Source organism: Marinomonas algicola (assembly GCF_014805825.1).
GTDB lineage: Bacteria > Pseudomonadota > Gammaproteobacteria > Pseudomonadales > Marinomonadaceae > Marinomonas > Marinomonas algicola.
The window spans coordinates 1-15042 of sequence record NZ_CP061942.1; the positions used below are offsets into that span (position 1 = coordinate 1).

Annotated in this window: 14 protein-coding genes and 1 pseudogene; 9 read left to right on the plus strand and 6 right to left on the minus strand. The window is 39.7% G+C overall.

Features of this window, described 5'->3' with window-relative positions; all coding sequences use genetic code 11:
- Positions 1-111 precede the first annotated feature (111 nt).
- Entirely contained in the window at positions 112-1386 is a 1275-nt protein-coding gene (locus IEZ33_RS19930; protein WP_191603774.1) for a ParA family protein, read from the plus strand.
- A 26-nt stretch (positions 1387-1412) separates the two neighbouring features.
- Positions 1413-2519 carry a hypothetical protein gene (locus IEZ33_RS19935; RefSeq protein ID WP_191603775.1) on the plus strand — a complete coding sequence of 369 codons (1107 nt, stop codon included), beginning with the start codon at positions 1413-1415 and terminating at the stop codon, positions 2517-2519.
- A 573-nt stretch (positions 2520-3092) separates the two neighbouring features.
- Here IEZ33_RS19935 and IEZ33_RS19940 read toward each other — a convergent pair.
- A complete protein-coding gene (locus IEZ33_RS19940; protein ID WP_191603776.1) occupies positions 3093-3608 on the minus strand; it encodes an IS66 family transposase in 516 nt (171 codons plus the stop codon).
- 713 nt (positions 3609-4321) lie between these two features.
- On the opposite strand from IEZ33_RS19940, the gene ltrA reads away from it, so the two are divergent.
- Entirely contained in the window at positions 4322-5596 is a 1275-nt protein-coding gene (gene ltrA / locus IEZ33_RS19945) for a group II intron reverse transcriptase/maturase (protein ID WP_191603777.1), read from the plus strand.
- Positions 5597-5677: 81 nt separating this feature from the next.
- Here ltrA and IEZ33_RS19950 read toward each other — a convergent pair whose 3' ends face one another.
- Positions 5678-6346, minus strand: a complete 669-nt coding sequence (locus tag IEZ33_RS19950) for an IS66 family transposase (protein ID WP_191603778.1) — start codon at positions 6344-6346, stop codon at positions 5678-5680.
- A 32-nt stretch (positions 6347-6378) separates the two neighbouring features.
- Between IEZ33_RS19950 and IEZ33_RS19955 the strand changes: the two are divergent.
- From IEZ33_RS19955 to IEZ33_RS19970, 4 genes and pseudogenes are all read left to right on the plus strand, one after another.
- Positions 6379-6602: pseudogene (locus IEZ33_RS19955) on the plus strand (IS6 family transposase); the annotation flags it as partial.
- Between the two features lie 102 nt (positions 6603-6704).
- A complete protein-coding gene (locus tag IEZ33_RS19960; RefSeq protein WP_191603779.1) occupies positions 6705-6977 on the plus strand; it encodes a helix-turn-helix domain-containing protein in 273 nt (90 codons plus the stop codon).
- Positions 6978-7019: 42 nt separating this feature from the next.
- Positions 7020-7226 carry a transposase gene (locus tag IEZ33_RS19965; protein ID WP_191603780.1) on the plus strand — a complete coding sequence of 69 codons (207 nt, stop codon included), beginning with the start codon at positions 7020-7022 and terminating at the stop codon, positions 7224-7226.
- Positions 7227-7241: 15 nt separating this feature from the next.
- Positions 7242-7454 (plus strand): DDE-type integrase/transposase/recombinase, encoded by a 213-nt coding sequence (locus IEZ33_RS19970; RefSeq protein WP_191603781.1) that lies wholly within the window; start codon positions 7242-7244, stop codon positions 7452-7454.
- Here the strand turns inward: IEZ33_RS19970 and IEZ33_RS21075 are convergent.
- From IEZ33_RS21075 to IEZ33_RS19985, 4 genes are all read right to left on the minus strand, one after another.
- Complete coding sequence (locus IEZ33_RS21075) at positions 7444-7599, minus strand: hypothetical protein (RefSeq protein WP_420844882.1); 156 nt, start codon at positions 7597-7599, stop codon at positions 7444-7446. The genes IEZ33_RS19970 and IEZ33_RS21075 overlap by 11 nt on opposite strands.
- A 123-nt stretch (positions 7600-7722) precedes the next feature.
- Positions 7723-7971, minus strand: a complete 249-nt coding sequence (locus IEZ33_RS21080; protein ID WP_420844881.1) for a helix-turn-helix domain-containing protein — start codon at positions 7969-7971, stop codon at positions 7723-7725.
- A 226-nt stretch (positions 7972-8197) separates the two neighbouring features.
- Entirely contained in the window at positions 8198-9310 is a 1113-nt protein-coding gene (locus tag IEZ33_RS19980) for an AAA family ATPase (protein WP_191603783.1), read from the minus strand.
- Positions 9311-9490: 180 nt separating this feature from the next.
- A complete protein-coding gene (locus IEZ33_RS19985; protein WP_191603784.1) occupies positions 9491-9808 on the minus strand; it encodes a hypothetical protein in 318 nt (105 codons plus the stop codon).
- A gap of 574 nt (positions 9809-10382) precedes the next feature.
- On the opposite strand from IEZ33_RS19985, the gene IEZ33_RS19990 reads away from it, so the two are divergent.
- Together IEZ33_RS19990 and IEZ33_RS19995 are read left to right on the plus strand one after the other, a co-directional pair.
- A complete protein-coding gene (locus IEZ33_RS19990; RefSeq protein WP_240009723.1) occupies positions 10383-11357 on the plus strand; it encodes an IS5 family transposase in 975 nt (324 codons plus the stop codon).
- An 832-nt stretch (positions 11358-12189) separates the two neighbouring features.
- The gene (locus IEZ33_RS19995; protein ID WP_191603786.1) at positions 12190-15027 is read left to right on the plus strand and encodes a UvrD-helicase domain-containing protein; all 2838 of its coding nucleotides are present in this window, start codon (positions 12190-12192) and stop codon (positions 15025-15027) included.
- The last annotated feature ends 15 nt before the right edge of the window (positions 15028-15042 follow it).

Genomic DNA, 15042 nt, shown 5'->3' on the forward strand with positions numbered 1-15042 from the left:
GAACCTAATAGACAACTTAGAACCACTTTTTAAGTGTTTAATAAAAAAAGTGGTTCTAAGTTGTCTCGTTCTTATGTACCATGTTCCTCATCGGTCACTGAGGAAGCGAACATGGCGCATAAAAATTTTACAAATAACGTGATATCCAACAATGCCAGTAAAATTGGGCATGAAATGTTGTCGGATCAGCAAACCCTAAAAGATCGAATCCTTTCAAATGACTCCGTCCGTATTGATAGCGATCAAGTCAACGGTATGCCTCGGATTGTATACAATCATGCTATTACAAAAACAGCGTTGAGAAAGTTTGTTGGTGGTGCAACCAAAACATTTGGAGAGAAGTTTACTAAAGCCGTAGAACTTGGTGTTATACCTGAGCCCATCCAAAGTAATACAAATTTCCGTTACCTTCTCACACAGCCTGAAGTTCATGCTCTGTTAGATCACTGGAACTTTCCTAAATATTCAGTGGAAGTCGGAAATAATAGATTTCCTCTAAAAAAGTGTGTAGTTGCCATTGCGAATCAAAAAGGTGGAGTTGCAAAATCTACAACTACTTCTTCATTAGCGGTCGCTACAGCGTTAGATCTTCATTTACGCGCTAATGTACTGATTCTTGATCTTGATCCACAAGGAAGCATGGACCAATTTACTGTCCATGATCCAGAGAATGAAATATTTCTAACTCTAGTTGATATTATTATGGGTAAGGATTTAGAGAAAAATCAGTTTTTTGAGCTTTTGGATGTGGCTGATGAGAAAGATATTATCCAAAAAGCGCCATTTGAAACCCATTTATGTAATTTGAATGTTATGCCTGCTCATCCTATGGATGAGCGTTTAACCGACGAATTTTGGCAGGCAAGCAGTGAAGAAAGAGATAAAATATTTTCTAGGTTAAGGGAGACCATTCTACCCGCCTTGCAGGAAAAATATGATGTTATTCTCATTGATACTCCACCGGTAGACGGGCCATTAACTTGGCTGGCGTTAGAAATTTCTAACTTCTTATTAACGCCAATTGCTCCTAAAGAAATGGATTATTCATCAACAGGGTCATTTTTATCAGCGTTAGATCGTCGATATGCAACTCTTCCTTCTAAAGGCGAAAACCTTAAGGTACACAAAATGGTTTTGACCGACCACGACCCTAAGTCTACCGCGGAAGTGAACATAAAACATAGAATTGTTAAGTCTGCTCAGGAAAGCCTTTTTGGTTCTCATTTTGTTCATAGCGATGCGTTTGTTGCAGCCTCTAGCAAACATAGAACAGTACTAGATTTATCGCATGCTGAGGGGTTGTGTTCAAAGATCAATTTAAGAAAAGCCTCTGAAAGCGTTCAGGCTGTCTATAGTCAATTTATTTTAGCAATACGATCAATTTAACAAATTAGAACATGAGGTCATAAAGCATGGATAATTTCCGTTCGCGAAGTAGAGATTTACATACAGCCAGTGGTAACGGGCTTTCAAGCTTAAAAAATAATAAAAGTATCTTCATAGATCAAATTACAGGTAAAAAACATACTTTCAAAACAAACGATCTTTCTATTGATTCTTCAGCGCTCAGTGAAAAAACGGAGGTTTCGCCTTACAACCCGAGGGAGATTTCTAAAATTGACTTAGAAGGATTAAATTTATATAAAAATATTATTGAGTTTCAAGCATTAAGTGAGCCAGCAATAGGCTACACATTGCCAGACTCTGATCTCATTTTTATTGCTAATGGTGCGACTCGTAGAGCTTGTTGTATCGATATCTATAATAAATTGAATATTGATATTAAATACAATGTTCATGTTATTCATTTAGATAAAGACAATATGTGGCTTGTTCTTCAGGAAATTAGAAGAACGGATTCTAATCGAAAGTTTACTTTCACAGAGCAATCTATAAACGCCCTATCCTTTTATGATATGTATGCAGCGTCTGAACCCAATGCATCTGTTAAAAATATCATAGAGAATTATAACTTAACGGGAGCGTCCTCCCTTAGTCAGGGGCGATTTTCCCTGATGATTCCATTTGCCATTATATATACAGAGATAAATGAGTTTCTGACTGGCATTGATTCGAGAAAATTATCTGCTAAGTTCGCCAAACTAGTAATAGATTTTGTTGAATACAAGTCAGGAAAAAAAATATCTATTCGTAAAACTGTTAAGGACGATGTCACCCTCAAAGGGTATAGCTTTGTTGCTGTTGAAAATATTAGATCTACCGTGCTTGATCAGTTTAAAAGTGAAATAACTACCTTGAAGTCAATTTTATCCAACTTACCCTCTCTTGATATAGAGTTGATAAATAATGCTTTACAGACTAATAAAGTATCGATCGATACAACGCAAAAAAATGACATTTCCAATGATTTTGTTATAAATGATCAAATGTGCACAGTTAATTTTTCTTTTACCAGAGAAGATTATTCAGAAAGTCAGATGGATAAGATAAAGAGTGTGTTTAATGAACACGCTGTTTTTTTTGAAGAGCTAAAGAAAAAAATTGATCAGGTGATTTAAGTTTGAATTGTAGCAAGGGGTTATCATGAATATTCACAAATACACTGCATTTAGCTCTCTCAAAGCTCAAGAATTTTGGACTTTACCGATTCTTTTTCAAGAAATCTTTCTTGGTGAATGTCCAGTTTGTGTTAGAAATGCTCTTATAAAATCAAAAAGAAAAACTCATTAGTAATAGTCGTTTTTAGTGAGTAGCCCCTAGTTATTTTGGCTTTTAAACAATTTTCTCCGGTAGCGATATAATTGACAAGATTACTAACTTTTCAACCCTTATCTGGTAGACACCTGTCTATCAGGCCTTTTCTTGTGACTCTGGTAGACACCTGTCTATCAGGCCTCTTCTTGTGACTCTGGTAGACACCTGTCTATCAGACTACTTTACATCGTAAATTGGTAAAAACGTTCTGTCCGAGTAAATAACCACTTTATGAAAAATGCTGGGCTGATGGCTATGATAAGCACATTATCTTTAGAGATGTACACATTCTCGTTACGCCGTTTTTAGCTTTTCAAGATCTGTTTGTATATCGGGTTACGTATATTTTGTAGCTGACGTTACTAGTATGTAAGCGTTCATTCTAGGGAGTCATTGACACTCAGGACAATGGCGATTTTAATGGATTGCCTGCAAACAGGTGCTTCCATCGCCTCGTTGTTAAGTCGGCGACGTCCTTGGCTGGGTGTTCTGACTCGTTGCAGGACCTCTGTCAGATAGACATTTGGATCGATGTCGTGCAGCTTGCAGGTGCTGATCAGGCTCTTGATAAGACCAACGTGTTTGGTGTCCAGTTCTGTCCAACAGAAGAGCCAGTTTTTCTTACCCATCGGGATGGATCTTATCTCTCGCTCTAGGTGGTTGGTGTCCATAGCAACGTCCGGATTTTCCAAGAAGACCATCAGTTGGCGTTTACGCTGTACGGTGTAGTTCAGCGCTTTCGTCCAGCTATCGTCTGGCAATAGGTCGCCTCGCTGGCTTTGTTTTTCGCAGAAGGCAAAAAGCTGGTCTACTAAGGGCTTGCTGTGTTGCGCTCGATTGTCTTGTTTTTTCTCACCCGTCCAGATTTTTTGTTTGCCCAGCGAAGCTGGCAAACCCGATAGCCTGAAAGATGCCTTATCACCCCGACTAAGGGGAAGATAATCCGAATGGCAAGGGCGTCACTGGCTAACGGTGGGGTCTGAAGGAAGCCATAGGAAGTTAGAGGTACACAACTAACCGTAACCTGTTTCGGCAGTATTGGTGGGTAAGCGTGCAAAATAGCGCGAAGCCCGATACTTAGTCAGACCAATACTGTGCTTGAGGGTGGGATTTCTAACAGGGAGTCAGTACAGTAACTGGGGAAGCCTGGCATCTAAACTTGCTGTTTGTAAGTGGCGTAAATTCAAGAGGAGACTCAAGGTTTAGCGTCGGTGTGAGGTGGCAGATGAAACCGTAGTAGTGAGTAAGGCTAGGCCTGTGAAAGCCAGTAATGGTGTGGAGGATAAAACCAAGCCGACTATCAGCATTACGTTTGATAGGGTCAATTTTAGTCAAAAGCTTTAATTGATTGCGAAGAGGGGAAGTATTCTTTAAGCGTATGAAAGACGAAGACTTTAGTTTATCGGCTCACAAGTATTTCGACGAAAATAGCCAAGACATGACGGCCAAGCAGGAATGTAGACGCTGAGAATGGAAGGGCGAGCAATGGAGTAATGGCTGACCGCTTAGGCAGATTGCCAATAGGCTAGCACACCTAACGTCACCATGAAGAATCAACCGATAAGCAAAATGAGACGAATGGACATACCGCAAGCAAAGGCAGAAGATGACAGTTTACTACAGCTTGTATGGGCAATTATTAGATATTAATAACCTGTACAAAGGATTCAAAAAGGTGAAAAGTGCTAAAGGAGCGGCCGGAATAGATAGGCAGTCCGTAGGTGCGTTTGCCCTGAATTTAGAAGAAAACTTGAAACAACTGCAACGTGAACTGCAAACCAAGCAATATCGTGCGCAACCAGTCAAAAGGGTAGAAATCCCCAAAGACGATGGCGGTGTCAGAATGCTAGGTATCCCCGCAGTTCGCGACCGTATAGTGCAACAAACACTATTGAACATACTCCAACCGATATTCGACATTGACTTTCACCCATCGAGTTATGGGTACAGGCCGAAACGAAGCTGTCATGACGCCATCAGCAAAGCGAGTGTATTTATCCGTAAATACCATCGTGACTGGGTCGTAGACATGGACTTGTCGAAGTGTTTTGACCTGCTTGATCATGAGTTGATAATTAGCAGTGTCAAACGCAAAGTGACAGACGGTAGTATTTTAAATCTGATTAATCAGTTCTTAAAAAGTGGGGTAATGATAGGTGAACACTGGGAGGCGAGTACGATAGGAAGCCCACAAGGTGGCGTTATTAGCCCTTTATTGGCGAATATCTACCTAGATGCGTTCGATCAAGAAATGAAAAAGCGTAATCACCGAATAGTGAGATATGCTGATGATATCTTGATATTGTGCATCACAGAAAAAGCCGCACAAGAAGCGCTTAAGGCATCCACCCAGATACTAGAGCGAGACTTGAAATTAACCGTGAACCAAAAGAAAACTCATATTGTTCATAGCAGCAAAGGGGTGAAGTTTTTGGGAGTGGAGATAGGTAGCCAGTGGACACGGATACACGCCTCAAAACTCATCGGTTTTAAACAAAACGTGAAGCAATTGACAAAACGGAACGGTGGCATAAATTTAGCCAAAGTAATAAAACGGCTAAATCCAGTGGTGCGAGGTTTTGTGAATTATTTTAGTATAGCCAATTGTAAGCGAGAGCTAAAAGCCTTGGCAGGTTGGATAAGACGAAGACTAAGAGCCATACAGCTTAGGTTGTGGAAGAAGCCATCAAGGCTCCATCGACGACTGAAGCAGTTAGGGAAAAAGCCACCGTTTAAGTTCATTAAGATGAACTCGTGGCGTAACTCCCTAAGCCCCTTATCTAGTGTCGCAATGCCCAACCAATGGTTTGAAGCGCTTGGTTTACATCCAATAGAGAAAGTGACAACGGGATGGCTTGCTTCATCAGCATTTAGGAAGTAAGTTGATAAAAAATGTGAAGAGTACATGAGCCGTATACGAGGTTCGTACGTACGGTTCTGTGAGAGGGATGAGGCATAAGCCTCACCCTACTCGATGTTGGATAGAGCTTTCGTGTTGGTACAAGGCCGCAATTAGGTTCAGCGCGTGGGTGACGGCCTCGGTTTCTTCCATTTCGGCTTTCAGTAGCTGGCGGCGCATGTGCACCCAACACTGGGCATGAGTGATGTCCGGTAATTTGGCTTCGTAGCTGCTATAAGCGGCATAGCCATCGGTCAGTAAGGTGCCCTGCCAAACAGGATCCAATAAACCTTGAATGTGCTTCATGTCACGACTTTGGGAGAAGGTGAACACCACTTCATCCTGCTCACCATAGATTGGCCAAAAATAGGCTTGTTTCATTTTTCCGGGTTTGTTGCCTACCCCAGGCTGTCGAGTGACTTTTATCGGCGTTTCGTCCATGGCCAGTGTTTTGCTGTCCAATATGCTAATAAGTTGCTCTATGACGATGGGCCGTAGTAGTTCAATCCCTCGTTCAGTCAGATTGGTGAGGGTGGCACGACTGAGGGTGATGCCAGCAGCTCTCAGTTGCTGGTGTTGACGATAAAGTGGTAGGTGATACAAAAACTTATTAATCAGTAAGCCAACGATAAAACTCACATCGGCGACAGAACTGTCAAAAATCAGGTTTGGCTGCGGTGCGGTGATGAGCTGTTTGTTGATTTGGCTCCGTTGCAAATAAGATCCACTCAATATAGTGTTCCATAGTTTGATAGCTACCTTCTGTGAATCTCTTTAAAAATCGTCACTTTCAGTATGACATTATTATTTTGGCTGTGCGATGGTACTGTAAATACGGTATTAGTTATCGAGAACTCGAAGAAATGCTCTGTGAACGAGACGAGGAGTTGAAGTTGATTACACCACTATTTATCGCTGGGTTCAGCGCTATGCACCTGAAATAGAATCGATGTTGAAGTGGTATTGGCGGCCTAGGTCAGGCGTGTGTTACCAACAATGCAAAACTGAGCCACTTCAACAATTGAAATCTGATCCAGTTGTATAACTATAGAGTCTTTTGAGAGACTCTATGATCACAAAAGAAGAGCTTATGAAAAATCAGATTTTGCATCAACAAGGTAGGTCTCAAAGAGCCATTGCTAAAGAGCTTGGTGTTTCTCGTAACACGGTAAAACTATATTTGAACCCAAAAATAGACAGGCCAATTTACCCAAAGCGAGAAACTAAACACTCTATACTTGATACGTTTAAACTTTTTCTTCACTCCCGTATCGCTCACGCCAAGCCCATACATTTATCAGCCGTTGCTCTATTGAGAGAGATAAAGGCTTTGGGCTACAAAGGCAGTTTGTCTTTATTGTGACAGTACTTACATCAGTATCGAGGAACTAAGCCAAGCCATGACGTGGTTCGTTTTGAAACAGAAGTAGGGCAACAAATGCAAGTAGACTGGGGGAAAATGAGAGGAGGTAAACATCCTATTCATGCTTTCATTGCTGTGCTTGGCTACAGTCGAGCGATGTGTGTTGTGTTCACTGATAACATGCGTTATGACACGATGGAGAATTGCCATCGACTGTGTTTCGACTATTTTCAAGGCATTCTCCAATAAGTCTGGTATGACAATATGAAAACAGTGGTCATTGAACGCGATGCTTATGGAGAAGGACATCATAAGTTACATCAATCTTTTTACCAGTTCGCTAAAAGTATGAACTTCATACCGAAACTCTGCCGCCCTTATCGACCTCAAACAAAAAGAAAAGCAGAGCGTATGGTACGTTATGTTCGTGATGATTTTTATCGTCCACTTAGCACTGTAATGGCAATCAAAACGTAGTGCCCCCCAAAAGTAGGGCGATATTTTTCTCCGTGAACTCACCGTTACAAAAAGGTATTGCTGTATCTAATAGGGAAAGAGAGTCTCTTAAACTCCCATTTGCGGCCTTGGCTAGCATATAAACGGCCTTTTCATCGCTATCAATATTTTATAATGTCAATTGAGTGCTTAAGTATTCCATTAAGGAGGCAGTAAGGATTTTCTTTAACTGAAAATGAATGTCGCAATAAAGATAAACTGCCTTTTTAGCCCAAAGCCTTTATCTCTCTCAATAGAACAACGGCTGATAAATGTATGGGCTTTTGGCGTGAGCGATACGGGAGTGAAGAAAAAGTTTAAACGTATCAAGTATGGATTGTTTAGTTTCCCGCTTTGGGTAAATTGGCCTGTTTATTTTTGGGTTTAAATATCGTTTCACCGTATTACGGGAAACACCAAGCTCTTTAGCAATGGCTCTTTGAGACCTACCTTGTTGATGCAAAATCTGAATTTTCATAAGCTCTTTTTTTGTGATCATAGAGTCTCTCAAAAGACTCTATAGTTATACAACTGGATCAGATTTCAATTGTTGAAGTGGCTCAGTTTTGCATTGTTGGTAACAAAGTAAGCTTTAGATATAGATAAAACGCTAAGTTAAAGTCCAAAGGCTGGCAGCTCTGTATTGAAATGAAAGGTCACAAAAGTTAATTTGTGACCTTATCAGGTAATGCTTAAATTTTTTGTGAGAGTCTCTATAGACTGATTTAGTCAGTTTCACGAAGCCACAGCGAAAAAGTAATATTCGATACAATATAAATACCTTCTGATTGTTTCTGAATGTCGTCAACTTTTTCTAGAGATAAAATTGCTTGGTTTAGAGCTTGTTTTGACATATTTAACTCTTTCAAATTCGATGCGGAAAAAAGACTACCTGCTTTCATCTTAGCAACGGCTTTAAGTGCTTTTTTCTGACGGGGTGAATATTTTAAGAACTTGTCTCTAAATTCGTCATCATAAGCGTTTACTTGATTTTTGATTACTCTCTCTACATCACTTATTTTAGGGTTTATAATTTGATCAGAAAATAAATAGAAGCATGCTTGAAGTATTAGTCTCGTTTGTCCGCGAAATACTTCATATAGATTTTCAAATGCTGAGAATTCAAACGAACCACCTAAGCGTTTCTCACAAAATAATTTGAGATCAGATAACTCTATCCCTTTTATTGGGATTGGGGTTGTCATGCCATGCCACGGTTGAGTTGGAGAGTTGAGTAAGTCACGAAGTATGGTCTTCTTTGATCCGCTAAATATGAATGACACATTTGAATTGTCTTGCGATATCTGCCGTAATTTAGCGTCTATCTTGACGTTTTTCATTTCAGCTACTTGTTGAAATTCATCAAAAGCTATCACTGCATGAGAGCAATCACTATGCTCACAGTAGTTATCAATAAGCGTTATAGCGGATTGTAATAACTCATCAAAATCCAACGAAGTGAATGTAGGTTTAAAAGAAAAACCATCTCCAGACTTTGATGGTTGGAATTCAACTCCCTTGATCCTGCCTAGAATTCTAAGCCATTCCCCTGCTTGTTCCTTCAGTTTTTTGGGGGTTACTAAAGTGATAGATGTATAGAGCTTTTTAACAAAATCTAATTCATCTACCGCATCATATATGTCAACATAAACAGGAAGTACGTTGCCTGATAGTTCCGAAAAAGCTTTACGAATCAAGCTTGTTTTTCCGTAGCGGCGATCCCCATACAGCATGACATTAGATTTCGCAGAAATTAAATTTAATAGGTTTTTTAGTTCTTTTTCTCGACCGCAGAAGTCATCTACATTGGTGACTTTGTCAGGTGTAAATGGGTTCATGTAATCCTCAGTAAATCATAATAAGATACCGATAGTATCTCATGAAAGTAAACTTATATCAATTTACCCAAGGTATCTCTTTACAGGATACTAGAGAGAGTTGATCTGATAGGTTAATTATATGCCGCGTAGAGGTGATTAATGACTTCGAGAGTTGCTGCTTATAGCCCCTAACACTGGTTAAAGGTAGAATAATAAATTAACCCATTTTAACTGTGGTATGGCGATACTCAGCAGGCTCGCTTCATAGTGGTAAATAGGACCGCTTTTCATCGCGGCCCCGTGAGTAAGGTTTACACCAATATTAAGTTGAGCCATTTCTGTGATATCTAGATTTAATTCTTTTGTTTGTTTGTTTGTTTGTTTTTTATTAAAGTTTTTTTGGATGAATAACTTTGCCTCATCATAGCTTTTACAGCTAAAATTTTCCGTTTCATTATATAGCCCAGCATTCATCAAAATTTCCCATTTCTCATTTGATAACCGTGAATTATTCATTAGACACCTCTGCACTTTATAAAATTAAATCTTGGGATATCGTATGAATTAAGTCAGATTTGAGCTGGTAGGGTGTTCAGTATCTATAAGTAAAGCGCAAGCTAAAGGAGAAATCCTTAACTCACTAGAAGAGAGTGCACAAGGTTTGATTTCGGGGTTGCGACAAGTGTCGCACGCTTTTGGATAAGCAATATCAAGGTTTGATTTCGGGTCGCGACAAGTGTCGCATGCTTTTGGATAAGCAGTATCAAGGTGTAATGGTCAAGTAATCCTGTAGGACTCTTAAGCCACTTTCAGTAATTTTTGTTGCTTCTGAACAGGCGTTAAATAATCAAGCACTGAGTTCAGACTTAAGTTTGTAATCATTTTTTCCCCGGCATATATTTCGCAATATCTAAAAACGCACCATTCTTATTTTTTATTTGAAATTCGTATAGAGAAGATTTAAGAAAGGCGGATGTCGATTCTGGGCTAGGTGCGTCAAACGCGTAGATCTCAGTTGATAAGGGAACATGCGATTAAGTCGGTAACATGAGACAATCTTGCCGACTTAATCTGACTACGACTCCAGCCGATCATGAACCAACTCTCTTTCGCCGACACCGAATTTACCAGCAAACGCCGCAAAACTCGCAAAGAACTCTTCCTCAGTCGAATGGATGAGTTGATTCCCTGGCAGCAGCTTGAAGACCAAATTGAACCCTTCTATCCAAAAGCAGGTAACGGCCGTCGTCCCTATCCTTTGTCTACCATGTTGCGTATTCACTTTATGCAGAACTGGTACAACATGGGGGATCCAGCCATGGAGGACGCGCTTTACGAGATTACCTCTATGCGGCTGTTTGCTGGGTTATCTTTAGAAGGCGCAATACCTGATCACACCACTATTATGAATTTTAGGCATTTACTGGAAAAGCATAAGCTTGGACGTAAGCTCTTTAAAGAAGTCCACAAATGGCTATCAGATTCGGGGATTTACTTTAAAGAAGGCACCATCGTTGACGCGACTATTATTGAAGCCGCTAGCTCGACCAAAAATAAAGCCAAATCACGTGACCCAGAAATGCATCAGACCAAGAAAGGAAATCAATGGTTCTTTGGGTTGAAGGCACATATTGGAGTCGATGCTAAACGTGGCTTGGTGCACAGTTTTACCACCACTTCTGCCAATGAACATGATCCAAACCAAATCACTGAACTCATGCATGGCGATGAGACGTTTGTCTCAGCCGACTCAGGCTATCGTGGCGTAGAAAAACGTGAGGAAACCAAAGATAAGAAATTGGACTGGTTGATTGCGGAGATGCCAAGCAAGGTTAGGGAATGGAAGAAGCATCCCCGTATTAATAAAACCCCCATCAATACTGAGTATATAAAAGCGAGCATCAGAGCAAAAGTAGAGCACCCGTTTCGAATACTCAAATGCCAGTTTGGCTTCCGAAAAGTAGTCTATAAAGGATTATCAAAAAATGACAACAAGCTCGCGGTGTTGTTTGCACTGGGAAACATACTGCGAGTGGATCAGATGATAAGATCTGCACGGAGTTAATCCGTCTGGATGACGGTAGTTGGAGCTTTAAAGGCTTCAACTAGAGGATAAGACACACTAAAAACTGAGGTTTAGAGCAAATTGAAAAGCAAATCAAGCCAGTAGTGATTTCGTACTAACTAGCTGACTTAATCGCACGTTCCCTAACGATGCCTACAATAAGGCAAATGCTCGAAAGAAATATTTATCATGATGATCGCGTTACTATTTATTGTGCTGCTAATTTTGATGCTAAAAAATATTGAAAAGTTTCCCGAACTTATAGGGACAAAATGCTTTAAAATAGTTTGAAAAATCGAATAGGAATAGGTAGTTGCGGCTGAAAACTTTGGCTGTGCTTTTAGTGAGTGGCGTAATGCTAATATCGAATATGTCAATCGTAAAGGAAAGTGGTTTAAAGGAAGAAAAAAATGCTTAAAAGGTGAGTACTGAGTATGGATATATGCAGGCCAATATACATAATATTTTTCCTGTAATTGGTTCGGTACCTGTCAAGGCTTTTAGTTAATTCAGATTTCGGTAGTTACGACATGCGCATCAATGATAGAAATACTCACCATCTGAAGGCTCTAGAGGAACGATTGCACGCACTTATATGTATATGGAACAGTCTTATTGTAAATAAAAAATGAGTAAACAAAAAAAAAAAGTTAATCACGGCCTAGAATAAACAATATCCTGTGTCTAAATGGGAATGTAAACGTGCTAAATGTATCGAGAAAATTCAGGGCAATCCAAAGAAATTGTTAACTCAAGATGTCTGTATGTTAACTAAAAAATGAATCTACGAATACTTTGTCAATAAACACTTTAAACTAATTTAGGTCTAGCTATGCCAAAAGAAATGGATTTTTTACCTGCAAATACGTTAGGGAGATTATTAGGATACAAGGGTATTAGCTTTGAACGTGCAACATTAGTCATCCACATGAGAAGCACACAGGCAGCATTTGATTTAACTCAGTGTTGTGAGTTTCCACAGTTGAATGAAAGGTGGTACGGTAGTCAATTAACATTGACGTTAAACAACGCTTCACAATCAATCAGTTTCTTAAAAAAACAGAATGCACAGAATTTTGTTAACGCCCTAAATAAACAAATAGCTATCTCACTCTCTGAAAATTTTTCAATATTGGTTGCCATATGGGAGAGCGCTGTTATCTCTCAATATCCTAGGCAATCATGCCTTAGTGAACTTCAACAGATTTGCTCGACATTAAGTAAAGGGTTTGAAAGCGATCCAGTTACTTGGAAACAGTTTCTAAGTGATGCATTAATCAAGCAGATTAAAGAAATCACTCAATTTAACCCGGTGTCGTATAAGGCGCTTCAGCAACACCACGAAAAAATCCATCTACAAATGCGCGAAACATTTTTAGATAACGTTGAATCAAACAAGCTAACGCTAGAGCAACGTCTTGGGGTACTTCGTTCAGATGACTTTAATATGGTACTTGCAGCCGCAGGGACAGGTAAGACATCTGTGATGGTTGCTAAAGCGCTAGACTTAATTGATAGAGGGGTAGCAGAATCTGATGAAATTTTGATTTTGGCATATAATAAAGCAGCTGCAAATGAACTAAAAGCGCGACTAGATAAAAGTTCAAAAAAAGTAGGTATCACCTTAGATAAAACACCATATATTTCTACGTTTCACTCTCTTGGTCGACAAGTGTTGAGCGATGCTAGTATCTCAACTTACATGAGTGTTTTTGTCGAAGACCCCCTGAAATTGAAGCAATGGGTAACAGAGTGGCTGCTGAATTATCTATCTGGTGATATAAGCCGTCTCGTCGACTTTATCAGTTTAACCCCAGAGCCTGTTGACCCCTTTACCATAAAGACACAAGCAGAGTACGAAGCGTATGTCCGTGACAATGAACTTCGAACGCTTAATGACGAATTGGTTAAAGGTTACCAGGAATTGTTAATTGCAAACTTCATGTATTTGAGCGGTATTCCTTACACTTATGAAGCCAAGTATGTAAGCAAGCGTAGGATTGAAGTTGGTTTTGACTATACGCCTGATTTTCATCTTGACGGTACCGATATTTATATTGAGCACTTTGGTATTGATAGAAAAGGCAACACTCGGCCAGATATTGATGCCCATCAATATAATGAGGAAATGAAGAGTAAGAGAGCCTTACATATTGAATGTAGCACCATGCTTGTTGAGACATTCCATTATGAGTGGATTGAGGAAACGCTCACATCAGGTTTAGAAAAGAAACTTAAAAACTTAGGAGTAGAATTTAGCCCTATCGATAGTAAGCAGTTGCTCGAGAAACTTCAAAGTAGCGGTAAGATAGGCAACTGGACAGACTTACTGCTAAAAGCGTTATCATCAATCAGGGTTGAACGGCTTGATTTCGACAGCATGCTGACCCGCTTTAAACGCGCCAATATATCACAACCTCAGAAGTACACTGTGTTACTGAACGATCTACATGAAGCGTATGTTCAAGAGCTTGAAGAGCAAAACGCGATTGATTTTGACGACATGATTATTCGAAGTATTGAAACAATAGACAAAGGATTGTTCACACCAAAATGGACTTATGTACTTGTCGATGAATTTCAAGATATTTCAACTGCACGTATGGATTTGGTCAAAGCCATCATTAAACGAGGACCAACACCATCTTTAACTGTGGTCGGTGATGACTGGCAATCTATTTACCGATTCTCCGGTGGCAAGCTTGAACTTACTACTCGATTCGATGAATTAGTTAGCCCTTATACGGAAACAAAACTGCAAAAGACGTTTAGGTACAATAACAGTATTGCTGACATGGCAGGATTATTCATAATGGAAAACCCTGAACAGTATAAAAAGTATATTGTCACGCATACTAAGGTCGATAGTTCACAAGTTTACTTGCTGGATGATAAGGTCGGTGTCAAAGACGGTTTATATCAAAGAGTAGTAGAAGTTGTTTCAAAGATTAAAAGTGTTGATAGCACTGCTACTATCGCAGTCATCGGACGTTATAACTACCTGTTAAACGAATCAAAAGCTGCTTTAGTTAAAAATAAATTAGTTGAGAACGTTTCACTTTGGAGTTTTCACAAGTCTAAAGGACTGGAGGCAGATTACTGTATTTTAATCGGTTTTTCACAAGGGAAACTAGGTTTTCCTAACGAGAATGTTGACCAGACAGTGATAGAGGCACTCTTACCGACGTTAGATTCATATCCTCATTCTGAAGAAAGAAGATTACTTTATGTTGGCCTCACGCGAGCCAAGAAGAAGTCTTATATCATCGGTGATCCAACATCACCGTCAGCATTTATCAGTGAATTATTAGCCCCAAAATATGAAGTAAGTATTCATTCAAAAGCTTTCCATGAGCGCTATAGGAAAATATTTAAATGCCCTAATTGCGAAGCAGGTTATTTGAAACTAATAAATGGTAAGTTTGGAGGTTTCTATGCCTGCAGCACAGGAAAGGGGTGTCGTGTAGGTAAGGCACGTGTATGTACTGAGTGCGGTGCACCATCAGTTGATAATCGAAATTCAAGTGATTGCAATAATCAAGATTGTCGTCATTCGATGAAGATTTGTGAACAATGTGGGAGGCCTATGAGACTACGAAATGGCAAGTATGGTGAGTTTTGGGGCTGTTCCGGCTATGGGCTAAAAAATGACCAATGTAAGAATACGTGAACGTCCGGTCATCAC